The following is a 22,704-nucleotide window of genomic DNA, read 5'->3' on the forward strand; positions in this document are numbered from 1 at the left end:
AAAGGTGACGGTTTTTTAGATTTTAGACTCTTTTAAGGCGTAAATTCGACTTCTTCTGTCGCCATCGCCTGAATGGTGTTCAGGTCAGTAATCAATGGCAAGTAATCATTCACCAGCCAGGAGAACAACTGATTTACATAGTTGGCTCCTGTGGTGATGTTGCCGCTTTGACCACCGGGAATCACCTGTTCGGCCATAATGCCCATCGGTGTGACTTCACCGACAAAACGTCTGGCCGGCCCCGATGAAAACATAAAGCCGTTACTGGAATTACCACGGACACCATGGGTCGAGGCATCCAGGACCTGATAACCACCGGCTCGGGCGACACCCGGTAAACCATCCACGGTAGCTAAGCCGAACATACCATTGGGCACGGATAATTGTGCACCCAATGAATGTGAGAAGGTAATGCGGTGTAATTTACCCCAACGGTAATCCGTTAAATCCATGGAATTATTAAAGGCCGCGGCATAATCATCACCGGCCATTTGATCCAGCGATTGTTTTAACGAAGCCAGAATAATGTAATCACGGGCATCTTCGCGGGTTGGTGCCTGTGGATTGGTGAAGAAATTAATACCTGATGCGCCATAACCCTGATTCTCGGGAAAAGCATCCAATAAATGTTTAAAGGCATTAATCGAATAGCTGTTACCCGGTCTATTCTCTGTCAAAACAGTCATACCAATGGCATCGTCATAACCGGCTAAAGTGGCATCAATGGTATTGCGAATACCATTTGAGCGCCACACCGCATAAATGCTGGCGGCAATCGAGGCATTCACTTCATCCTGACTCGGTGGATTTAAGGCAAAGGCATTATCAAATGGATCATAACCTTCGGCTAAACCGGTCGGTGTACTAAAATCCCAATTTTGGAAATAACCGGCCGCCTGAACCACTCGTGGGTCAGCCAGGAATTGTTGAATACCAGGCCAGGCATCGGCAGCTGAAGCGCGTTGTACCGCGTTCATGATATGCGGCATAATCAATTCAGCGTCCATCATCTGGTTATTGGCCTGAATTTCTTTCATATCCTGCAAGTTAAATTTCTTGCCCTCAGCGATACCGGCTTCCATAATACGGTCTAAGCGACCCTGACGGAACGCGGAATAGCCGCCTTGTGAAATATAATACAGACCACCACCCGGACGGACTTGATTCAGGACATTATTGTCCAAGGACACACCCACCGGATCGTTATTGGCGTTGGCAATATAACCACGCTCTGGATTGATTTGGTGCGGCATTTCATCGAAAGGAATAACGCCATAAGGTGTTGCCTGATTCATATCAGGTTCACCCAAAGGCATCCACTCATTCATACGTTCACCGGAACCGTCACGAATAAACATCGGCGGCACACCATCAGGTTGCATCATGGTTTGCAAATCCTCACGCAAAGGCACTTCGGCACCGGTGTAGTAAGCGACATTACCATCGGTGTCGGCCACTGCAAAGTTTTGTGAACCGAAATCAAACTTAGTCACGGCTTGTTTAAATTCTTCGATGTTGGCCGCACGACTCATTTCCAGGAAGGATTCCACTTCTTTGGTGGCCCCAAAACCGGTAAATTGCATGGAAACGGCCTGGGCGTTTTCAGTATCCAAACTTAAAATCGGGCCATAATTTCGGCGCGGCACCAGGAAGGTCAAGCCACCATTGGTATAACCTATATTGGCACGTTCTTTGTTGTTCATCACTTCATCACCAATTTGATTGACGAAATAACTTTGGAACATCCACACAAGGGGTTCTTCCTGGCCTTTGTAAACGGTGTGGGTCGGTAAACCAAAACTGTTGGTTTTAATGCTTTCAAAGTAGAAGTCGGTTTCATCCACCGGATGCACGGTACTGCCCCAACACAGGCTTTTATTACAGCCTTGCGCGGTAATCGGTGCGCCGGGAAACTGTACACCGGCAATGTTCAAACCATCTTCAGTGGCGACATGCGCGGGATAAAAAACCGACGGATAATCCAAACTTAAATGGGGGTCATTGGCAATCAAAGGAAAGCCGTTTTCAGTGTGCTCTGATGACACGGCCCAGAAGTTAGAGCCCTTATCCGTTTCACCATCATTTTTCATGGATTTAATCAGTGGCGTGCTTTCCCAATTGGCTTTGATGTTATGCAATAAACCCAATTGTGAATCACTCAGGTTTAAAGTGTAATCGTTGGCCGCTTCAACCAGACTTTTGGCGCCGGCTTCACCGATAATGCCATTATCGGCAAAGAAATCCGGCATACTGACGCGGTCATCCGGTGGCGCTGCCCGGTATAAATCTTCCATAAATAAGGCCGTTCCATCAAAACCGGCCGCTTGACCAACTTGTTGAAAGGTATTAATGGCAATGGTCCAGTCAATCTCCTGTAAGTCATTGGATAATTGAAAGGCAATCACTTTTGCAATGGCCACCGAGTGAATTGGCAACCAGCGGTCTGCTGTATCAATTTCCAACCCCTGATATTCAGGTGGTAAAGGGTTACTGTCAAGCCAGGCATTCACGCCATCACTGTACGCTTTTAACACCGCTTTGGTGTGCGGGCTCAAAACTTTCATTGAGTTTCTGGCCCAGCGTTCAAAACCAATGGTTCTGAATTGAATGTCATTAGACAACGCCGCCTCACCCACCAGTTCTGCCAGGCGACCCTGAGCAATTTTACGGGTATAATCCATCTGGTAAAAACGGTCACCGGCTTGTATGTAACCCAATACAAAAGCCGCATCCACTTCCGTTTCAGCGGTTACACTGGGTATTTGCGTGGCGTTGTAATAAACTTTGGCCGGAGCGCTCAGGCCTTTGTTGGTCATCACGGTGGTGGTGCCGGCTTTATCGGTGGCGGCCAGCGCCACAGAAGCTGTCAAAGCCAAACAAGCCACCATACTTTTTAATGTGAATGGTTTCATTGTGTCCCCTTGAAAAAAAGTTAATAAAAGATCTGACGCCTTTCAAACGTACGTTTAAGAGTTTAACATAAACTTAATATGTTGTCTTGCTGAATTTAAGCTGAAACCGGATAATCTTTTATGTGTGATTCATTGAATTTTTTTATCGCGAGGCGACCTACTGTGACGGCATTCCAAACCCACACAACACTGAGCAAAACACCCACCAATGACAACACCCTTAAATCCTTGGAAAAAATCACCAGCGTGCGCACCACCACCAGTTGAGCAAACACATCACCCCCTCGGTACACCACTGTGTCGAGGAAATTTTTAAATTTATATTTAATCGCATCACTCAGGCCGGTGAATAACCAGTCTGTGGGTGGTTTCATAATGCCATAGGCACCACTGCGCTGTAAAATAATGGCCAACAAAACCACCGAAAGCTCCGGCATCAATGAAAAGAAGGTCAGTGCCATGACCATTAATAAAGGGAAAATGGCCAGAATTTGATTAATTTTAAACTTCTGCAGTAAAAAAGGCGTCAGAATCAACTGAAAAAACAAAGTCAACACGTTGGTGGCGATATTGATGTTGGCGAATACATGGGTGCGTTCGTCACGACCCGGAAAATACTGCTTCACATATTCGCCTTGTAGATAATAAAAAATACTGCCAATGGTCACGCTGAATATCACTAATAAGGCAATTTGTTGCAGTAAACGCGATTCCAGCATCAGTTTAAAACCTTCCATGGGCGTGCCACCCAAGGGGGCTTTGGGATTAACTTCGGACTCACCGGCATAACCTCGGATGCGGAGCACCGCATAAATACAAATCAATAAAAAGAACAACGAAATCAGTAATAAATTAATGGTGCCGACCATAAACACCAGTTGGCTGGTGATCAATCCGCCGATAATCCCGCCGGTACTGCCGCCGGCAGCAATCACACCGAACAATCGCGTGCCCTGCTCTTTGCTGTACACATCGGCCATAAAGCTCCAGAATATGGAGACTATAAATAAGTTATACACCGATACAAAAACAAAAAACACCCGGGCTAAAGCCACGCTGTCTTTACCAATCCAGTGAAAAGCCAGCCAAATAAGTAAAATCAGCAGTCCAAAAAAACCATAAACAATCGGTATAAATTGCTTACGGGCATAACGTGAAACCACCTTACCGTAGAAGGGCTGTAACAAAAGCATCACCACAAAAGTGGTTAAAAACAACCAGCCATAATTCTCCGTCCCGGCAGTCACACCCATTTCCTCCCGGATGGGCCGCAGAATAAAGTAACCGGTGAGCAGAAACACAAAATAGAAGTAGGACCAGATTAAAACCGGCCATTCACCCGAATGAACCTGATTTTTAAAATAGTTTTTAAGCTTGCTCAATAACATGAAATTTAACGCGTCCTGTAATACCGCACACCAGCGTATACGGGATGGTGTGTAAATCTCTGGCCACCTGTTCTACCGGTTGCCGATTGCCCCAAATTTCAACCGGCTCACCGATTTGTGGTGCTGAAACAGCCGACAAATCAACCGCCAGCATATCCATAGAAACGCGGCCAATCACCGCCGCCTGTCGGTCACGAATGACCACATGACTGTGACCATCACTCCATGGATAACCATCGGCATAACCCATTCCGACCACGCCCACCGGCATGTCTCCGGGACAAATGAAACGGGCTCCATAACCCACCGGTTGGCCTTGTTTTAGGTTTTTTATGGCAATCAGTTTGGCACTGACACGCATCACCGGCTTCAGATTGAAATCAGAGGCATCACTCTCTGCTAAGGGTGATATACCGTACAATCCCAGACCAACACGGGCCCATTCACGATCCTGAGACAGGCCATTAAGAACCGCACCGGTGTTGGAAAACGACACTTCCAGACCGTGTGCCTGCAACATCTGGTTACGTTCGATTTGCTGTCGGGTTTGATCACAATCAGGTTGATCTGATTGCGCAAAATGTGCCATTAAACGAACATCTCTGACCATTTTGGATTGTTGAATCCGATGCAGCGCCTGTGGGTAATCAGACCAGTCGAAACCCAGACGGTGCATACCGGTATCAATTTTTAACCAGACATCAATAACCGGGGTTATTACTTCAAAGGCCATCAGCAGCTCAAGCTGATAAGCCTGGTGAATCACCACATCAAAGTTCTTTTCAACGGCCAGTTCCAATTCGGCCCGGTTAAAAACACCTTCTAACAGTAAAATGCGTTTATCGGGAATAAAGGTCCGCAGTTGAATGGCCTCTTCAATGGTGGCCACCGCCAGTGCGTCACAACCCAGTAAGGCATCGGTTATTCGGGCCAGCCCGTGACCATAGGCATCGGCCTTGACCACACCAATCAACGGGCCATTGTGTTTATTTTTAAAGGCCTCAATGTTGTGTTGTAAATGCGCTAAACAGATGTCGGCGCGTGTGCCGCGTTCAGGATACATGGAGGCCGCAATATTTAATCAAATGTCTGTACTTCATCATCAGGAACACTGACCTCAAAATGACGTTTGTCCAGGTTATCAAAACGGGTGTATTGTCCCCGAAAGAGCAGTTCAACTTTACCAATAGAGCCGTTACGGTGCTTACCGATGATAATTTCCGCCACCCCTTTGTCTTCAGTTTCGGGGTTATACACTTCATCCCGATAAATGAAGATAATCAGATCCGCATCCTGCTCGATGGCACCGGATTCACGCAAATCAGACATGATGGGTCGCTTATTGGGTCGTTGTTCCAGCGAGCGGTTTAACTGAGATAAAGCAATCACCGGCACATTCAATTCTTTAGCCATGGCTTTCAAACCCCGCGAAATTTCAGAAATCTCAGTGGCGCGGTTTTCAGTGGTCTTACCTTTAACCTGCATCAATTGCAGGTAGTCAATCACCACCAAATCAAGCCCCTTGGTATTTTGCAAGCGACGACATTTAGACAGCACCTCATTGGGGGTCATCGCCGGTGTGTCATCAATATAAATGGAAGCCGATTTAAGAATATCACTGGTCTGGGTTAAGCGCGGCCATTCTGAATCACTGATCTTACCCAAGCGCAAATTATTGGAATCAATCTGCGAAAGGGATGAAAACATCCGCGTAACCAATTGGGTGGCAGCCATCTCCATACTGAATACTGCCACGTGCTGGTCGTTACAGGCCGCCCGTTCGGCAATATTAATCGCAAACGAAGTTTTACCCATCGCTGGACGCCCGGCCACCACCACCAGATCCGATTTGTGCAGACCGGCGGTCATTTTATCCAGATCATCCCAGCCATAGGGAATACCGGTGATGTCGCCATCGTGTTCGGACAATTCCTGCAAACGGTCAAAGGTTTCGGCCAGTACATTTTTAATGTCATGAAAACCGGATTTGGATTTGAGGGTTTGCTCACGAATTTTAAACACCATTTTTTCAGCATTTTCAATCAGGTCATCGGCACTTTGACCTTCGGTATTAAAGGCACTTTCGGCCAGTTGATTGCCAATTTCTATCATTTGTCGCAACACCGAACGATCACGCACGATTTTGGCATACGCGACGATATTGGAGGCCACTGGGAAATTATTGGCGATATCGGTCAAATAATCCAAACCACCGGTTTTCTCTTCTAAATCATGAGATTGCAACCATTCGCTGACGGTGACCACATCACAGGCTTCATTTTGATTATTTAAAAAACTGATACCGCGGTAAATGGACCGGTGTTTGGCAAAATAAAAATCTTCTTCGGTGATTAAATGACTGACCTTGTCCCAGGCCGATTTTACCAGCAATAATCCCGCAATCACCGCCTGTTCTGCTTCCAGAGAATGGGGCGGTGTTTTGATAGACCGGGTGGTCTCGTCCTGGCTTATGGGATATATTTCAGACATAGAGAGGTTTGAAAAATTAACAACAAACAACAGGCCAAATAGTCTACACCAGCAACCTGAAAACGAACACAAAAAAAGCCGGTTTTTTTAACAACCGGCTTTTTGAAACGATATAAAGTAAAGCAATTTAAGCGTCTTCTTCGATGGCTTCAACCACCACAATCACATCGGTTTCAACATCCGCATAGAGGCTTAAATTAACCGTGAATTCACCCACTTCCTTGAGCGGGCCTTCACCCATAATCACTTCACTGGCATCCACCGGATAACCGCTGTCAGTAAGTTTCTCAGATATCTCACGCGGACCAACAGAGCCATACAAATGACCTTCGGGACTGGCGTTGGCACTGATGGCGATGCGCACATCTTTTAAGGCCTCGGCACGGGCTTTCGCCGCGGCCAAAGATTCTTCGGCTTTGGCAATCAGTTCGGCTTTTTGGGCTTCAAAAGCTTTGATGTTTTCAGTCGAGGCGCGGGCCGCCATTTTTTGAGGAATCAGGTAATTGCGGGCAAAACCGCTTTTTACGTCAACCACGTCACCCAAATCACCTAAATTTTGAACTTTGTCTAATAAAATTACTTGCATAGTGGGCTCCTGCTTTATGTATCGTGCTGATCGCAATAAGGGACCAAAGCTAAATAACGGGCTTGTTTAACGGCCGTTGACAACTGACGTTGGTACTTGGCTTTGGTGCCGGTGATGCGACTTGGAATAATTTTGCCGGTTTCAGTGATAAACTGCTTGAGCATATCCAAATCTTTGTAATCAACACGTTCTACACCGGCTGCACTGAATTTACAGTTGCGGCTGATGATGCGTTGAGCAGGTCTTCTGCGTCTTTGTGGTTTGGCCATGATTAGGACTCCTGTTCTTCGGTTTCTTCTTCAGCCTCATCATCAGAAGCATCCTCTTGAGTGGCTTCTTCGGCTTCTTTTTTGGCAGCGGCTTCTTTTTCTTCAACCGCTTTCACGTCTTCTTTTGAGACTTTTTTATCGCTGTCGTCATCATCTTTTTTCAAAGGAGAATCTTCCGTATAGGCTTTGTCCACCGACAACAGCAAATGACGTAAAATGGCATCGTTAAATCGAAAAGCATCAATGATTTCGTCAATGGTTTCTTGATCACATTCGATGTTCAGCAGATAGTAGTGGGCTTTGTGTAAACGTTGAATGGTGTAAGCCAATTGTCGGCGTCCCCAGTCTTCAGAACGGTGAACCGTTCCGCCGCCTTTGGTGACCATGCCTGAATAGCGTTCAATCATGGCAGGCAGCTGTTCGCTTTGGTCCGGATGAACCAGCAGGACAATTTCGTAATGTCGCATCGTAAGCTCCTTATGGAATAATGCCACCCGATTCAGTCAACACCTGTTGTTAACCGATTGGTGCAGCAAGGATTAAAAGAAGGCGGATTTTAGCGGTGAACGGCATGGATTGCAACAGTTTTAACGAAAGATAAGCGGTCATCCGAGATTAATCACTTCATCGGCTACCTCATCACCCTTAAAAACGTTAAAATGCCCCATTTTTTGACGGATGATGCATGTTTGATTTGCCACACAACAATCAAAACCAAAACTGGATGCAGGTTAAAGGTTTGGCACTACCGCTGGCGGTGGCTGAATTATACCAACAAACTGATAATCTGATACTGGTGTTAACCGATTCTGTCCACCACAGCCGCCAATTAGAGGAAGAATTGGCGTTGGTTTCGGCTCAAGAAAATTTAGCGGTGTTGCACTTCCCGGTGTGGGACACCCTGCCCTATGACGTGTTTTCACCCAATCCTGAAATCATTTCAGAACGGTTAAATTTTTTACAGCAAATCAGCAATCATCGTGACCATGGCATTGTGGTGATGCCGGTGCAGAATCTGATGCAAAAAGTTCCACCTAAGGACTTTATCAAAGGCCGCAGTTTTCAGGTCAAAATTGGCGAGCAACTGGTTTTGGACCAATGGCGTCAGCGTTTAGACAAAAATGGATATCACCATGTTACAGAAGTTCGCGAGGCCGGTGAATATGTGGTCCGTGGCGGGGTGCTGGATATTTTTCCGATGGGTGGTTTAGACGCTTTTCGCATTGAATTATTTGATGACGAGGTAGAAAGTATTCGGATATTCGATACCGACAGTCAATTGACGATTCAGCAGGTAGAGCACATTCGGGTGATGCCGGCCAATGAATTCCCCTTTGATGATAAAGCCCGTGAATTGTTCTTAAGTCGATTTCGGGAATATTTTGACGTCAATACAAGCCGTTCAGAAATTTATCAGGATGTGCGCAAAGGTTTAAACTTTTCAGGTATTGAACACTATTTACCGATGTTCCATGAATCATTGAGTGATGTTTTTGCGTATTTACCGGCCGATGCCACCGTGGTTCATTGCCACAATAGCTCTGATGTGTTGGCGACCTGGGAAAAACAAATTAAAGCCCGCTATGAAGATCGCCGGCATGATTTGCAAAGACCTCTGGTGCCGCCTGACAGCCTCTATTTATCTGCCAAATACACCCGGCAACTCCTGACTGACTATCAACAAATCTGGATTAACGCCCCGCGTCAGGACGTTCAACAAGTTAATTTTCACAGCAGCCTGATTACAAAACCGGATTTTGAAGACCGCTCAATCACAGACTATTTCAATCAAAACCCGGACCGCGTGTTGATTGCGCTGGATTCACCGGGACGTTTGGATATTATTCGGGACAAATTAAAAAAAGCCCAACCCGACTTTGTTTTTTTTGACCGAATCGATGATTTTTTAGCCGATAATAAACCACGCGGACTCACGGTGGCTGCCATTGAAAATGGTGTTTATCTTAAACAACACGGTGTGCGGATATATGATGAAGGTTTGTTATTCGGCCGACGCGTTAGCCGGCGCCAACAAAGTAAAAAATTTCAAGCTAACCCCGAAGACATCATCAGCAACTTAACCGATTTGCATCTGGATTCACCGATTGTTCACATTGACCACGGTGTCGGTCGCTACCGGGGGTTAAAGATGCTCGACTATGACGGCGAGGCTGAGTATTTGGAACTGGAATACGCCGGCGGTGATAAACTGTTTGTGCCGGTGTCTTCTTTACACCTGGTGTCCCGCTATTCAGGTGCCGGCAGTGAAGCGGCGCCTTGGCATAAACTGGGTTCAGACAGCTGGTCCAAAGCCAAGCAAAAAGCCGCCAAGAAAGTCAAAGATGTGGCCGCTGAATTATTATCCATTTATGCCCTGCGAGAAGCCGCCGGCGGCCAGCCGATAAAAATTAACGAGCACGAGTACCGCTTATTCTGTGATGGATTTCCCTTTACCGAAACCGATGATCAAATACAAGCCATTGAAGCGGTTAAAAAAGACATGCAGGCCAGCACCCACATGGATCGGGTGATTTGCGGTGATGTGGGTTTTGGTAAAACAGAAATCGCCATGCGTGCCGCGTACCTGGCAGCCAATGACGGCCAGCAGGTGATTATGCTGGTGCCCACCACCCTGCTGGCGCAACAACATTATGATAACTTTTTAGACCGATTTGCGCCGTTTCCGATTCGGGTCGAGCTGTTGTCCCGTTTTGTCAGCACAAAACAAACTAAAGCCGTGATTGATGGGCTGGCTGACGGCACGGTGGACATTGTCATTGGCACCCACAAATTACTGAACAAAAATCTGAAAATAAAAAACCTGGGGCTGGTGATTGTGGATGAGGAACAACGCTTTGGTGTAAGACAAAAAGACCGCTTAAAACAGCTTAAAGCAGACGTGGATTTATTGACCCTGACCGCCACACCAATCCCAAGAACCCTCAACAGTGCCCTGTCCGGTTTAAGGGATTTGTCGATTATTGCCACCCCGCCCAAAGCCCGTTTAAGCATTAAAACCCAAGTGATTGAATGGAACAAAAGCCTGATTAACGAGGCCTGTACCCGTGAAATTCAACGTGGTGGTCAGGTGTACTTCCTACATAATGAAGTGCAAACCATTGAGCAGATGGCGGAACAAGTGCAAAAAATAAATCCCAAAGCCCGGGTTCGCGTAGCCCATGGTCAGATGCATGAAAAAGAACTGCAACAGGTGATGGTGGATTTTCACAAGCAACGTTTTAATATTCTGGTCTGCACCACCATCATTGAATCGGGTATCGACATTCCTAACGCCAACACCATGATTATCAACCGTGCCGATAAATTGGGGCTGGCCCAATTGCACCAATTGCGCGGCCGGGTCGGACGTTCTCACCATAAAGCCTTTGCCTATTTAATAATCCCCGGCTGGAAAGCCATCACAAAAGACGCGAAAAAACGCTTAGAAGCCATTGAATCACTTGAAGATTTAGGTGCCGGATTTACCCTGGCCACACACGATATGGAAATTCGCGGCAGTGGTGAATTACTGGGTGAAGAACAAAGCGGGCAAATCCATAACATCGGTTTTAACCTCTATTGTGAGATGCTGGAACGGGCCGTAGATGCCTTGAAAAAAGGTGAAGACATCGACCTGATGGCAGATGATGACAACCACATCGATGTAGAACTGAATATCCCGGCTTTGATTCCCGAGGACTATATATTTGATGTCTATACCCGCTTAACCTTTTATAAACGCATGAATAACGCCAAAGATACGGACTCACTGGACAACATCCGTGCTGAGTTGGTGGATCGGTTTGGCCCGTTACCGGAGCATGCGGTCAATTTGTTTCATGTGTTAAAAATTAAATTACGGGCTGTTAAAGGTCACATCACCCGACTTATCGCCACCGAAGACCATGTAGATCTTAAGTTTAATCACCCCGAAGAATCTTTTTACACCGGACTGATTAAACTGTTACAAACTGAACCACAACGCTTTAAGCCTTTACCGGACAACGGCTTGCGTTATGTGGGTGATTTTGAAACCGCTGAGCAACGCATTGACGGTGTTTACCAGTTAATAGAGACTCTTGCATAATCCCACAACATGTTAAAAAGTTTAAAACCACACCACTCTGCGTTAGTAAGCTTGTTAATAGCACCACGGTCATATCGTTTCTTATTCGCAGGCTTCTTTCCTTCGGAAAATCGCCTACAAATAAAAACGGACCTATTAACTTCACTTCCTGCCTTGATTGGTGTGATTTTAATTCTTTTTTCCAAAGGTGTGGTTTCATCCAAGAGTCTCTTCTTTGATATACTACAACCATGAAAAAATTTGTTATAAACAGTCTGCTCTTTTTATTAGCAGGCGCGGCATGGGGTCAAAACTACATCAAACGCACTGCCGAAGAACCGGTGTATGATGTTGAAGTGATTGTTTTTGGCCACAACTTGACACAGCCGTCGGCTGACAGCATTCAGCAAGCCACTGTCTTCGATCAACAACAGACGGTCGATATCAACTTTATATCAGCGGATGAAGACTGGCCCACGATTAAAATGCCGCCAGACAAGCAGGCCGGTGAATCGGCCCAATCACCGAACAATCCTGATGTATCTCAAGAAGCCTCTCAAGAGGCTGCTCAGAAAAGCACCTGGCAAGTACCTTTAAATGAACAGCCAGTTATTTATGAAGTGTTGGTTTGGTACTTAAAAAGCCGGCAATTAATCGGATCGGTGGTCAATTTATTGGATAATAACCCCAAATACAAACCCTTAATCAGACAGCTCTGGCGGCAACCGACCACACCTTTTAATAAGCCTTTGTATGTCAAAGTCAACAGTGCGCAATCACCCCCTCTGACAGACCCGGCGACTTCAGAGAATACAACGCAGGCATGGCCTGATTCAAAAGATTTTTTAGCACAGCCAATCGAAATCCAGGACTTTCAGGTGGCCGGACAAGTGGCTTTGTCACAAGGTCGTTTTATCCATTTACATACCAAGTTTAATTATTATAGAATCAATCAGAACCAAGAGGTGCTGATATACGGCAGCAAACAACAACGCCAAATCAAATTAGACCAATGGCAGTACTTTGACCACCCACAATTTGGTGTGCTGGTCAAGGTAACGCCCGTCAAAGCAGAGGAATTATTATGAAAGCATTGATCCGCATCCCCTTGTTGATTTTATCGGTTTGGCTTTTACAAGCCTGTCAACAAACACCCGTAAAAACCGTTAAACCGAAAGACATTCAGTTGCTGTGGCAATTGGACACCATGAAAAGTCAGATCAATTACCTCAGCACTAAAAACGGTGACATCCGGGAACACAACACCCTGCGCTTTATATCCGGTCACATTGATACCGACAAGAATGTTCAACTGATTATCGATTTAAACAGCATTAACACCCATATCGATATTCGCGACCAGAGAATGCGTGAAATTTTCTTTGAAACAAATCAGTACCCGACTGCCAAAGTGACTGCACAAATTGAGGACAATTTACCGCTGATGTCCGCCTACCCAATCAACTTCACATTAAATTTAAAGGCACACAGCCGGGAATTTCAAAGTTCGGTCATAATTCACAGCGGGGGTGGTGAAATGATGGTCACCAGTGCTGAACCGGTGTCTGTTTCTGTAGCCACATTCGGCTTGCAGAAGCCTTTGGAAAAATTACGTGAAATTGCCGGCCTGAACAGCATTTCACCCACTGTCGAGGTGGACTTTAAGCTTCATTTTAAACAAGTCAAATAACACAACATATACGAGGATAAATCATGGGTCTATTAGCCGGAAAAAAAGCACTGATAGTGGGTGTCGCAAGCAACCGCTCCATTGCCTGGAGTATCGCTGAATTTATGCACCAACAAGGCGCTGAATTGGCCTTTACATACTTAGACGATAAACTCGCTAAACGGGTCAATAAAATTGCCGAACAAACCAATTCCAATATCGTACTACCCTGCGATGTCGCTTCAGACGAGCAGATTAAAGCGGTGTTTGGTGAACTGGAAAAACAGTGGGGTTGTTTGGATATTATTGTTCATGCCGTTGGTTTTGCACCGCGCGAATTGCTACAAGGCCATTACCTGGAAAACCTCAGCCGTGAGGGCTACCAAATTGCCATGGACATCAGTTCCTACAGCTTCGCCGCACTGGCCAAAGCCGGTCATTATTTAATGAAAGACCGTGACGCTGCCCTGCTCACCTTAACCTATCTGGGCGCTTTACGCGCCATGGATAATTACAATGTCATGGGCGTGGCCAAAGCTGCATTGGAAGCCAATGTCCGTTATATTGCCCAGTCCATGGGCCCGGATGGTATTCGTGTGAACGGGATTTCTGCCGGTCCGATAAAAACCCTGGCGGCCTCAGGCATCGGTAACTTTAAGAAAATGCTGCACCATGTAGAACGTGCCGCCCCACTCAAACGCACCGTCGATCAAATGGACGTGGCCAAAGCCGCCACTTTCCTGTGCTCAGACTGGGCATCGGGCATCACTGGTGAAATCACCTACGTGGATGCCGGCTATAACATCATGGCGATGGCGGATATTGAGTAACTTTTAAAGCGACTTGCTTTCTTGAGGCAGGTCGCTTTTCCATGCCTGTAAATTATTTTTAACCAGCAATTCTTCAATGGCATTGTCCACCATGTCGTTTTTTTGGGTGCGTTCAAACAGCGCTTTGGCTTCATCAAATTTTTTTAATTGTAATTTTGCCACCAATAAACTGTGGGTATAGTATTTGTTATTCGGTTCAGCCCGGTGAATCGGCACCATCATGGCTTCGGTTTCCAAAAACAGTTGTTCGGCTTCATCAGTCCGGCCAAGTTGTTGTAACAGGTCAGCAATCAGCAAAGAATCCACTGCCAGATCATTGGCGGTGGAGTAATTATTTTTATCGGCGGCATAATTCCTGACTGAAATTTCCCGACCTGACTGATAATAGTTTAACGCCGTTTGGACATCGTCCAATGATTGGTATATCTCACCGGCTGTGGTGAAAGAAAACGCCAGTTCTCGTTCATACTCCTGATTAAACGGGGCCTTTAATTTCAGTGCCCGACCCAGTTCAATGGCTTTAACGGCTGCCTGCCTGGCGGCATCGATTTGCTGATCTTCCAGATAGAAATAACTCAATTGGTTATACAAAATACGGACATTATGCTGTTTTTTAATGTCTTCGGGATCTAATTGATTACTTTTCTTACCGGCTACAATGGCTTTATTAACGTCCGAAATACCTTCAGCTAACGAGCCAAAATCAAGCTCGTACCAGGCTTTGAGTTGACGACTGTGAGATTCGCTATATAGCCAATGGGCCGGTTGTCGTTGTTGACGCCGGGGGTCGGTCGCCAGGGCAAGCGCCTCATTAATGTGCCTTAAGGCTTCTTCTGATTCGGCATATTCCATCAGATGATAAGCCATTTCCAAATGGGCTTCCCAGAGAAAAGTGGCGTCACTGTCAGGTTCAATACTCATCACCACATGCATGGCATCGATGGCCTGTTGCAGGGCTTTTCTGGTGTTGTCTTGCTGACCGGCTGAAATAAATACCTGTGCCTGATGGACCTTTAATTCAGCCAGTATCTGATGAAAAGACAGCGAGTTTTGCTGAACCGACTTAAGATGTTGTTCCCCTGCCCGGTACATTTCTTGGGCTTGTTCCGACTGTTCCAGATAGTCAAAGACCCGACCTGCATTCATATAGGCTTTGGCGGCCTGTAGATAGCCTGATTCATCCAAGGTCAACGGATCTTGTTGCCCTAAATGCGCCACACTTTTTTCCGCCACTTCTTGCAACACATCAATACGACCAATGCGCTCTAAATTCTCATACATGTCATCGAGCATAAAGTTCATCAGCTCGTCGGTGGCATTTTTTTCGGCGATGGTGAGTTGCTGTAGATGATGGGTGTCCTGGGTGTATTTCAGGGTAAAAAACAAGGCCAGAAACACCGCCAGTAGTAAACCAAAGGATGCCAGCGGATGACGCTTTATCGACTTAAGTAAAACACGATGTAGTTGATGGCTGTTAAAGCTTAAGGGAAAACCCGATTGCCACAGATTTAAATCAGAACGCACCGAATCAGCTGTTTGATACCGATTCTCAGGGGTTTTGGCCACCATTTTGGCGATGACCTGCTGTAAATCAGAATCAATACCGGCTTGTTTTAACGCAGCCAACATGTGTTGACGACTGTCTTTATGACTCAGCATAAAGTCTTGGGATGGGTCAATTTTCAATAATAAACAGCCAAACAGAATGCCCAGCGCATATATATCCGATTGCTGATCAATCGATGTACCCTTTATCTGCTCCGGTGAACTGTAGGCCGGGGTGCCAAAAACAAGTTCTGATTCCTCACCGTGTAAAGAAGCAATACCAAAATCAATCAGCACCGGATACGGCACTTTATTGATTTGTTTAATCAGGATATTATTCGGTTTTAAATCTTTATGCAAAACCCCGCGTTTATGAATAAACTGCAGAATTTCACATAAACTCATAATCAGACTCACCACATCATGCGTTGATAATTGATTATCAAGCACATAGTCATCAATGTGTACACCCTCAATGTAATCCAGCACCAGCCAGGGCTTGCCATCCGCTGACACATTTCCATCGATAATCCCCACCACACCCGGATGCTTTAAATCAGCCAACAGCTGCATTTCCTGCATAAATTGTTGCTTCAGGGTATCAGGATCATAATGACCGGAAATAAATTTAATAATCACCTTTTGCCGATAAACACCGTCATTACGTTCAGCCAAATAAATGTCACTCTGGCCGCCACTGTCCAGTTGCTCAATTATCTTGTATTTGCTGTGGATGGCGTGATCGAGTTCCTGTTCAGGTATAAAGGCATGATCAAGCAAATGCGGTAGGGTTGTGTTAAAGGATTCAGGTGTAGGTTCTTGTAAACCTTTAGATTGAAGGTACACCGATAAATCAATATCTGCGTTGCTATCAAAATCACGGCTGATTTGCTGCCACAGTTGCTCAATGTTATCGCCTGGTTTCATTGCAAAGCGACAGCCAGCATGGCCCGGGCTTTTTTCCAATAGCGAAACACCGTGCGTTCGCTGATATCCATAACTTCAGCGATGTCTTTAAATTCCATATCACCAAAGAATTTATAGGTAAAAACCTGCTCTAAATGTGAATCAAACGCCTTTAGTTTAACCAGCTGCTTTTCCAAATCCAACAAATAAGTCGATTCCTTGAGTACAGGATTTTCCACATCACTTTGATCATCCACATAGGTCAGCACCTGATTACGACGGGCTTCATTCAATAAAATATGACGCATGGCCAACGCAGAATAGGCAAAGAAATGATTGCGGTCGTTGAAAGTTTTAGCAGTTTTTTGATTTTTTAACCAGGCTTCATTCACCAGTGCGGTGGTGTTAATACCGGTGCCTTTTATTTTAAAACGCTGACTGCGGGCGATTTTTTTTAAGTGGTCATAGACGGCTTCAATATCCACCTGTTGCTGTGCAGACAAGTCCCTCTGGTCTTTATTTAACAGTTGCGTGAGATTGGCTTGGTCCATGACAATAAATTATCGTTTTATCAATAGATTAGCAAATGAAAAAGGCGAATACAATCTATTTGAAATGATAAAAAATCAAATTTCTGGCAGTGTTCACTTCTTTGGCTTGTTTAAACAGGTACAAACAAACCAAGAGGAATCTATTATGAACTTATTTAAACTGTTAATTTTAATCGCTCCATTTGCCCTGTTGTCAGCCTGTGGTGAAAGTGGCACGCCGCAGGAACGGGTGGAAAGTAACTTATCCAAACTGGTTAAAGCCTGTGCCGATAAAGGCGGTGATTACAGTGGAGCAGCGGGTTTGGTTGTCTATACAGGCTCAGACCGTGATCGAAAATACAAAGACCTGGCATCAGCCAAAGGCGAAGACCGCAGTGTGTTAAATAAAACCTGTTACCAGCTCAGTAAACTCATGAACGGCAAAAACAGCTACACCCTGATGAAATTCGAGGAAGAACCCGAATCTGAGGGCACCTGGTATATCCAAACCGTTCAATTTGACGTTAATAAAACCGCACAACTGGCGTTTTTGGACATCAAAGGCACCATGGCCCTGGGTGATATTGATTAAGAGAATTAGACTGAAATATGAAACCAGTCATAAAAATAACCACTCAGCTCATGATTGTGCTGAGTGGTTTACTTCTTATGGCCTGTCAAAATGACAGCACCCAAATAACAACCGAGGAAACATGTATGCAACTCACCGCCCAACAAGCCGGTACGCAAATTATCGAGATTTACCGAAACGCCATGGATGAAACCAACCGACTAACGCAAGACCAGGCAGCAGCAGAAACTTTCGAAGCTGAATTTAATGCACTCATTGAATCCTGGCAAACAAAACTGTTACTCATTGGTCAACATGTTATGGTCATGTCCGGATCCGAGAAAGCACAAGTCGAAAGCGCCATCAACAAAGAACATATGGCCATGCAATACAACGAGAAAGCCAAAAAGCGATTTGAAGATTATTCAAAAAACATTTTTCCTTATCACAAGACCAGCCCGGAACTTTATCAGAAGTTAAAAGGTATCAACATCATCACCCAGTTTGCGTTTTTTGATTTACTGAAAAAACAAAATAAAGATGCCGAAGAACGCTGGGGTGAGATGATGGTACCGCATAATTGCCCATAAATAGATGTCATCATTATAAAAAAGCAACCGTACCGGCGCAGGCCGGTACCCAGCGTCTTTCAGCGAGCAGTTAACTTTACTGATCTGAATTAAAACACAATCGGTTAAATTAATTGGCAGTTTTCATTAACACAACTTGTTTAACCAGAAAAACAACGAGGAAAATCATGAAAGCCATTTTGTTAAGTCTGTTTATTTGTTTGAGCACATTGTCACATGCGGATGTGTTTGTGGTCAATGATACCGGTGATGCGGATCAATGCGACCAGACGACTTGTACCCTGCGGGGCGCCATCAAGGATGCCATGCGCACACTGGGCACGGACACCATCAATTTTAATATTCCGGCTGATGCAGTGAATCAGAATTATGTTTCAGGCGGTACTGGTAATGGTGCTTTCTTTTATTGGATCATCCAGCCCACACAGGAATTACCGGAAATTTTAGGCATTACCATTGATGGCACCAGTGCCGATTCATCCCCGTTGGGCAACCCAAGCATTGTGATAGATGGCAGCCTGGCCGGTACCGGTACCAACCAAGACCCCATGGATGGACTGACCATGCGCGGCAACAGCACCGTGAAAGGGCTTAGTTTTATCTATTGGGATGAAGCCGGTTTGCGTATCAAAGCCGGTGCAAATAACATTGTCACCCGGTCATGGTTCGGACTCAATATGCCCTATGGTCTGGCAGCAGCGCCTAATCATGTGGGAATCAGCTATGATGCCAGCGGTAACAATAGCATATCAGGCACTCTGGGCTTTTCCGGTAACGTGATATCCGGTAACACAAATTTCGGCATTGAAACCAGTTCCGAATCCAGTGGTTTGGGCATTTACGGTAATCTGATTGGTACCGATCCGGATGGTATGATTGCAGTGCCGAATGACAGCCTGGGCGCTTACATCAGAGGTTTAAATCATCGCATTGGCAATATTTCAATTCCCTTATCCGGCAATGTTATTTCAGGCAATATCAGTAATGGCATTCAAATCAGTGGTTACCCACATGACACAGACAGCGGTCATGTCATTGAAGGCAATATCATTGGCTTAAACCGATTGGCCGATGCGGAAATACCCAACCAGGTCGGTATCTATGTACAACGTGGTCAAGGCTTTACCATTCATAACAATGTCATTGCCGGCAATAATTGGTACGGCATAAATGTAAGCTCAGAACCCAAAGACATTCTGGTAACAAACAACCGGATTGGGGTTAATTTCAGTGGCCAACCGTTTTCTACCGGAACCGGTGTCAAAGCCAATGGCGGAGCCACCGATTTGATTATTGGTCCCGATAATATCATTGCCCATGGCAATATCGGTGTCAGTGTCGGACAACAGTCTACTGGAAGCGTCCGTGTGCAGAAAAATCAAATCCATGATAACTTTCGTATCGGCATTGATTTAGAAGTCGATGGAGTGACTGCCAATGACGTCGGTGATTTCGATGCCGGCCCCAATCGCTTGCAGAATTATCCGGATATAACAGCCGCTCAATATGACAATAACGGTAACCGCATTAGCATCGAACTGGCGGTAGACAGTCACCCCGGTGCCAGCGATTATCCCATTACGGTGGATATTTATCAGGCCGACAGCGGCGGTGAAGAAGGCCAAACCTGGTTGGCAGCCACCACCTTTACAGAAGCCCATTATTTAAGCGGATTACCGATCAACCGCAGCTTGCTTGCCGATGCGCCGGTCAGTCAGGGCGATTTGATTGTTACCACCGCCACCGATGCCGCCGGTCGCACTTCTGAATTTTCCCCATCGTTTCAACTGGCCGGCGATGCCGATTTTGCCATCAGTTGTGAGACCACCGTATTCACCACCACCTCGGCCATGACCTGTACCATCGATTGTCAGGCGGATTCCATCAACGGCTGGAGCGAAGAACCGGTGTTAACGTGCGATAACCCGGACAGTCAATGTGTGTTTTTACCCTCAGACACCATTTCATTCACCCAAAGCACCGTTCCATTCACTATTAAGCTTGGTCATCAAGCCACCTCGCCGGGCCAATACACCACGGAAGTGGCGGCCACAGCCCAACTTCAAGGCGGACCGGTGGTTCGAACCGAATTCCTGGAAATCAAACAATTGGCAGTCAGTGATTACCTATTTAAAGACGGCTTTGATGGCATTGTTTGCCAATAAAAGCCAATTTCGTAACCTCGTGGTGGGCAAAGCCCACCTTACTTTAACCAACGGAGAAAATGATGAAGAATAAAAAATTAGTAACAGCAACCATTCTAATGGGTTTAATCGGCCTGAGCAGTGGTGCACATGCCATGCAAAAAGACACCATTTACAGCATGCCGGCAGATGCTGATCACAGCCAATATTATTTAGCTGATGATGTGCAACCTGAAAATGGCACCGTGGCCGATGCCGAGCAATGCTTAAAAGCTTGCCAGGCCACTGATGCTTGTGTGGTGTGGACCTTTAAACCCGGCCGTTTCGGCAGCCCCAACTCGTGTAAATTGTCACCCAAATTAATGCAGGAACAAGGCATCACCACGCCCTTCGCCGGTGCCGCTTCCGGTGTCATTGAGTAACTTAAAGTGTATGACAAAACCGGTTGTTATACACAGCCGGTTTTTATCAGCGCAAGTACGCTCTCCTGATAAGCCACTTCCTTTGCATGGAGTTTGCCAGAAAACAATATAATTGACAATAAAAGTTAACTTTATGGCAGTAAAAGTTTCATTTCATTGTTTATTGAGTAATACAGTTAATAACCTGAGCTTATTATGAATAAATTTCTACTCTTTTGCCTGCTAACATTAAATCTAAACGCCGTAATGGCAGCCACCTTTACTGTTAACTACAATGACGATGATTTAAATGACCCCGCTCCCGCAGATGGTGTTTGCGAAACCGCTATTGGAAATGGCCAATGCACTCTGAGAGCAGCCATTGATACGGCAAATTACACGCCCAATGGTCCCCATACAGTACAAGTGCCCTATCTTGAAAATGACAGTTATCCTGTATGGGCTGCTGGTGGCATCTGGATTACCACTAACATGACAGTACGAGGTACTGGCGCAGGCAAGGCAGTCATCGAGGGTGACTTATTCATTGAAAGTGGGATGATAAAAGTAGGTAGTCGAGCCACGGTTGAAAATTTGGAATTCCGACCCAACACCAGTTCCGGTTCCTACGTGCATGGGCTTTATGTCAACAGCTTAGAAACAGCGACTCTAAATGACATCACCATCATTCCACATAGCTCCGCCGCTGGTTTAGCGGTGTTCGATGGCAAATTAATTTGTAACCGCTGTGAAATTCGTGATGGTGATTACTTAGGCCTTAGAATTTTCGGCAGTGGCGGTAATAATGAATCCTTTGTGACTTTGAATCAGTCAAGGATTACCGGAAATACCAATACAAGCAATCACCAAGGCGGTGGCGTGAGGTTGCAAATGGGCCATTTAATCATCAAAGATTCACTGATAGATAACAACCAAGGCGTCAGTGGTGGCGGGATTTATAGCCATCAAACAGGAACCAGCCTACACATCATCAACAGCACCATCAGCCAAAACAAAGCCATGCGAGATGGTGGTGGCATATTTGCCCAAGGACCGATACGACTGGAAAACGCCACCATAACCCAAAATGCAGCCGACTATGACGATTTTGAAGGTGGCACTGGCGGTGGTATATATATTAATGACTTTACTGTTGTAACAGCAAAAAATTCAATCATACATGGTAACTATTTACCCTGTCCCACAGGTGTACCCTTATGTTTAAGAGATGGCAGAAACTGTGATGACACCCAAGGTGGAACCATTGGCATTGAGTCACTGGGTTGGGTCATGACCGGTAATGATGACAACTGCCCCGTCACAGATCTTGCCGGTGAACCCAATTACACCAGCTCGGCGATTCCAAAGTTAGGCCCACTGACACAATTAGGCGGTTTACACCCGGTTCATCCTATTATCGGTGAAGGCAGTGAAGCCGATGGTGGCGACCCTGATGGTTGTACTTATCATATTGATTTTACCGGTAATCCGGTCGAGGTGCCATTGGACTATGACCAACGTGGCATGTCCAGACCCCTGGACAGCGACACCAATGTCTTTGATGGCAATTCTTGTGATATTGGCGCTTATGAAGCCAAATGCTTTGGTGATGATCCGGATGGTGATTATGTGGGTTCACAATGTGATGTTTGCCCAAATACTTTTGATCCATTACAGGAAGATGGCAATAGCGATGGCATCGGCGATGCCTGTAGTGATGATTTGATTTTTTATGATGGGTTTGAGATATAATCACCGCGGTGCTTAATCGTTATCTTCTGGCTTGGAATGGAGATATCAAACTCAG

Annotated in this window: 18 protein-coding genes; 9 read left to right on the forward strand and 9 right to left on the reverse strand. The window is 45.7% G+C overall.

What is annotated here, in order from left to right:
• Positions 1-32 precede the first annotated feature (32 nt).
• The 7 genes from IEV16_RS09680 to rpsF form a co-directional block, all read right to left on the reverse strand.
• Positions 33-2,912, reverse strand: a complete 2,880-nt coding sequence (locus IEV16_RS09680; protein ID WP_188365501.1) for a penicillin acylase family protein — start codon at positions 2,910-2,912, stop codon at positions 33-35.
• A gap of 95 nt (positions 2,913-3,007) precedes the next feature.
• Entirely contained in the window at positions 3,008-4,300 is a 1,293-nt protein-coding gene (locus IEV16_RS09685; RefSeq protein ID WP_188365502.1) for an NTP/NDP exchange transporter, read from the reverse strand.
• Positions 4,281-5,363 carry an alanine racemase gene (gene alr, locus IEV16_RS09690; protein WP_188365503.1) on the reverse strand — a complete coding sequence of 361 codons (1,083 nt, stop codon included), beginning with the start codon at positions 5,361-5,363 and terminating at the stop codon, positions 4,281-4,283. The genes IEV16_RS09685 and alr overlap by 20 nt, the downstream gene beginning before the upstream one ends.
• Before the next feature lie 14 nt (positions 5,364-5,377).
• A complete protein-coding gene (gene dnaB, locus IEV16_RS09695; protein ID WP_188365504.1) occupies positions 5,378-6,790 on the reverse strand; it encodes a replicative DNA helicase in 1,413 nt (470 codons plus the stop codon).
• 127 nt (positions 6,791-6,917) lie between these two features.
• The gene (gene rplI, locus IEV16_RS09700) at positions 6,918-7,376 is read right to left on the reverse strand and encodes a 50S ribosomal protein L9 (RefSeq protein ID WP_188365505.1); all 459 of its coding nucleotides are present in this window, start codon (positions 7,374-7,376) and stop codon (positions 6,918-6,920) included.
• A gap of 14 nt (positions 7,377-7,390) precedes the next feature.
• Entirely contained in the window at positions 7,391-7,645 is a 255-nt protein-coding gene (gene rpsR / locus IEV16_RS09705) for a 30S ribosomal protein S18 (RefSeq protein WP_188365506.1), read from the reverse strand.
• A 2-nt stretch (positions 7,646-7,647) separates the two neighbouring features.
• Complete coding sequence (gene rpsF / locus IEV16_RS09710; RefSeq protein ID WP_188365507.1) at positions 7,648-8,112, reverse strand: 30S ribosomal protein S6; 465 nt, start codon at positions 8,110-8,112, stop codon at positions 7,648-7,650.
• Between the two features lie 218 nt (positions 8,113-8,330).
• On the opposite strand from rpsF, the gene mfd reads away from it, so the two are divergent.
• From mfd to IEV16_RS09730, 4 genes are all read left to right on the forward strand, one after another.
• On the forward strand, positions 8,331-11,732 hold the full coding sequence (gene mfd, locus IEV16_RS09715) for a transcription-repair coupling factor (RefSeq protein ID WP_188365508.1): 3,402 nt from the start codon (positions 8,331-8,333) through the stop codon (positions 11,730-11,732).
• Positions 11,733-11,962: 230 nt separating this feature from the next.
• A complete protein-coding gene (locus IEV16_RS09720; protein ID WP_188365509.1) occupies positions 11,963-12,799 on the forward strand; it encodes a CsiV family protein in 837 nt (278 codons plus the stop codon).
• A complete protein-coding gene (locus IEV16_RS09725) occupies positions 12,796-13,401 on the forward strand; it encodes a YceI family protein (RefSeq protein WP_188365510.1) in 606 nt (201 codons plus the stop codon). The genes IEV16_RS09720 and IEV16_RS09725 overlap by 4 nt, the downstream gene beginning before the upstream one ends.
• Positions 13,402-13,424: 23 nt before the next feature.
• Positions 13,425-14,210 (forward strand): enoyl-ACP reductase FabI, encoded by a 786-nt coding sequence (locus IEV16_RS09730; protein WP_188365511.1) that lies wholly within the window; start codon positions 13,425-13,427, stop codon positions 14,208-14,210.
• Between the two features lie 3 nt (positions 14,211-14,213).
• Here the strand turns inward: IEV16_RS09730 and IEV16_RS09735 are convergent, their stop codons facing one another.
• The gene (locus IEV16_RS09735) at positions 14,214-16,682 is read right to left on the reverse strand and encodes a protein kinase domain-containing protein (RefSeq protein ID WP_188365512.1); all 2,469 of its coding nucleotides are present in this window, start codon (positions 16,680-16,682) and stop codon (positions 14,214-14,216) included.
• Positions 16,679-17,212, reverse strand: coding sequence for a sigma-70 family RNA polymerase sigma factor (locus IEV16_RS09740; RefSeq protein WP_188365513.1), 534 nt, complete (start codon positions 17,210-17,212; stop codon positions 16,679-16,681). Before IEV16_RS09740 ends, IEV16_RS09735 begins: the two co-directional genes overlap by 4 nt.
• Positions 17,213-17,357: 145 nt before the next feature.
• Between IEV16_RS09740 and IEV16_RS09745 the strand changes: the two genes are divergently transcribed.
• The 5 genes from IEV16_RS09745 to IEV16_RS09765 all read left to right on the forward strand — a co-directional run bounded on the left by IEV16_RS09745 (position 17,358) and on the right by IEV16_RS09765 (position 22,649).
• Positions 17,358-17,783 (forward strand): hypothetical protein, encoded by a 426-nt coding sequence (locus IEV16_RS09745; protein WP_188365514.1) that lies wholly within the window; start codon positions 17,358-17,360, stop codon positions 17,781-17,783.
• A 17-nt stretch (positions 17,784-17,800) separates the two neighbouring features.
• Complete coding sequence (locus tag IEV16_RS09750; protein ID WP_188365515.1) at positions 17,801-18,352, forward strand: hypothetical protein; 552 nt, start codon at positions 17,801-17,803, stop codon at positions 18,350-18,352.
• 167 nt (positions 18,353-18,519) lie between these two features.
• Entirely contained in the window at positions 18,520-20,517 is a 1,998-nt protein-coding gene (locus IEV16_RS09755) for a right-handed parallel beta-helix repeat-containing protein (protein ID WP_188365516.1), read from the forward strand.
• Between the two features lie 59 nt (positions 20,518-20,576).
• The gene (locus IEV16_RS09760) at positions 20,577-20,918 is read left to right on the forward strand and encodes a PAN domain-containing protein (protein WP_188365517.1); all 342 of its coding nucleotides are present in this window, start codon (positions 20,577-20,579) and stop codon (positions 20,916-20,918) included.
• Between the two features lie 195 nt (positions 20,919-21,113).
• Complete coding sequence (locus IEV16_RS09765; RefSeq protein WP_188365518.1) at positions 21,114-22,649, forward strand: right-handed parallel beta-helix repeat-containing protein; 1,536 nt, start codon at positions 21,114-21,116, stop codon at positions 22,647-22,649.
• Positions 22,650-22,704: the final 55 nt, after the last annotated feature.

It is taken from the genome of Marinicella pacifica (assembly GCF_014636635.1).
Classification (GTDB): Bacteria; Pseudomonadota; Gammaproteobacteria; order Xanthomonadales; family Marinicellaceae; genus Marinicella; species Marinicella pacifica.

Excerpts from the sequence above, each read along its gene's own strand:
- IEV16_RS09680 (WP_188365501.1), bottom strand. The coding sequence starts at position 2,912 with ATGAAACCATTCACATTAAAAAGTATGGTGGCTTGTTTGGCTTTGACA.
- IEV16_RS09685 (WP_188365502.1), bottom strand. The coding sequence starts at position 4,300 with ATGTTATTGAGCAAGCTTAAAAACTATTTTAAAAATCAGGTTCATTCG.
- alr (WP_188365503.1), bottom strand. The coding sequence starts at position 5,363 with ATGTATCCTGAACGCGGCACACGCGCCGACATCTGTTTAGCGCATTTA.
- dnaB (WP_188365504.1), bottom strand. The coding sequence starts at position 6,790 with ATGTCTGAAATATATCCCATAAGCCAGGACGAGACCACCCGGTCTATC.
- rplI (WP_188365505.1), bottom strand. The coding sequence starts at position 7,376 with ATGCAAGTAATTTTATTAGACAAAGTTCAAAATTTAGGTGATTTGGGT.
- rpsR (WP_188365506.1), bottom strand. The coding sequence starts at position 7,645 with ATGGCCAAACCACAAAGACGCAGAAGACCTGCTCAACGCATCATCAGC.
- rpsF (WP_188365507.1), bottom strand. The coding sequence starts at position 8,112 with ATGCGACATTACGAAATTGTCCTGCTGGTTCATCCGGACCAAAGCGAA.
- mfd (WP_188365508.1), top strand. The coding sequence starts at position 8,331 with ATGTTTGATTTGCCACACAACAATCAAAACCAAAACTGGATGCAGGTT.
- IEV16_RS09720 (WP_188365509.1), top strand. The coding sequence starts at position 11,963 with ATGAAAAAATTTGTTATAAACAGTCTGCTCTTTTTATTAGCAGGCGCG.
- IEV16_RS09725 (WP_188365510.1), top strand. The coding sequence starts at position 12,796 with ATGAAAGCATTGATCCGCATCCCCTTGTTGATTTTATCGGTTTGGCTT.
- IEV16_RS09730 (WP_188365511.1), top strand. The coding sequence starts at position 13,425 with ATGGGTCTATTAGCCGGAAAAAAAGCACTGATAGTGGGTGTCGCAAGC.
- IEV16_RS09735 (WP_188365512.1), bottom strand. The coding sequence starts at position 16,682 with ATGAAACCAGGCGATAACATTGAGCAACTGTGGCAGCAAATCAGCCGT.
- IEV16_RS09740 (WP_188365513.1), bottom strand. The coding sequence starts at position 17,212 with ATGGACCAAGCCAATCTCACGCAACTGTTAAATAAAGACCAGAGGGAC.
- IEV16_RS09745 (WP_188365514.1), top strand. The coding sequence starts at position 17,358 with ATGAACTTATTTAAACTGTTAATTTTAATCGCTCCATTTGCCCTGTTG.
- IEV16_RS09750 (WP_188365515.1), top strand. The coding sequence starts at position 17,801 with ATGAAACCAGTCATAAAAATAACCACTCAGCTCATGATTGTGCTGAGT.
- IEV16_RS09755 (WP_188365516.1), top strand. The coding sequence starts at position 18,520 with ATGAAAGCCATTTTGTTAAGTCTGTTTATTTGTTTGAGCACATTGTCA.
- IEV16_RS09760 (WP_188365517.1), top strand. The coding sequence starts at position 20,577 with ATGATGAAGAATAAAAAATTAGTAACAGCAACCATTCTAATGGGTTTA.
- IEV16_RS09765 (WP_188365518.1), top strand. The coding sequence starts at position 21,114 with ATGAATAAATTTCTACTCTTTTGCCTGCTAACATTAAATCTAAACGCC.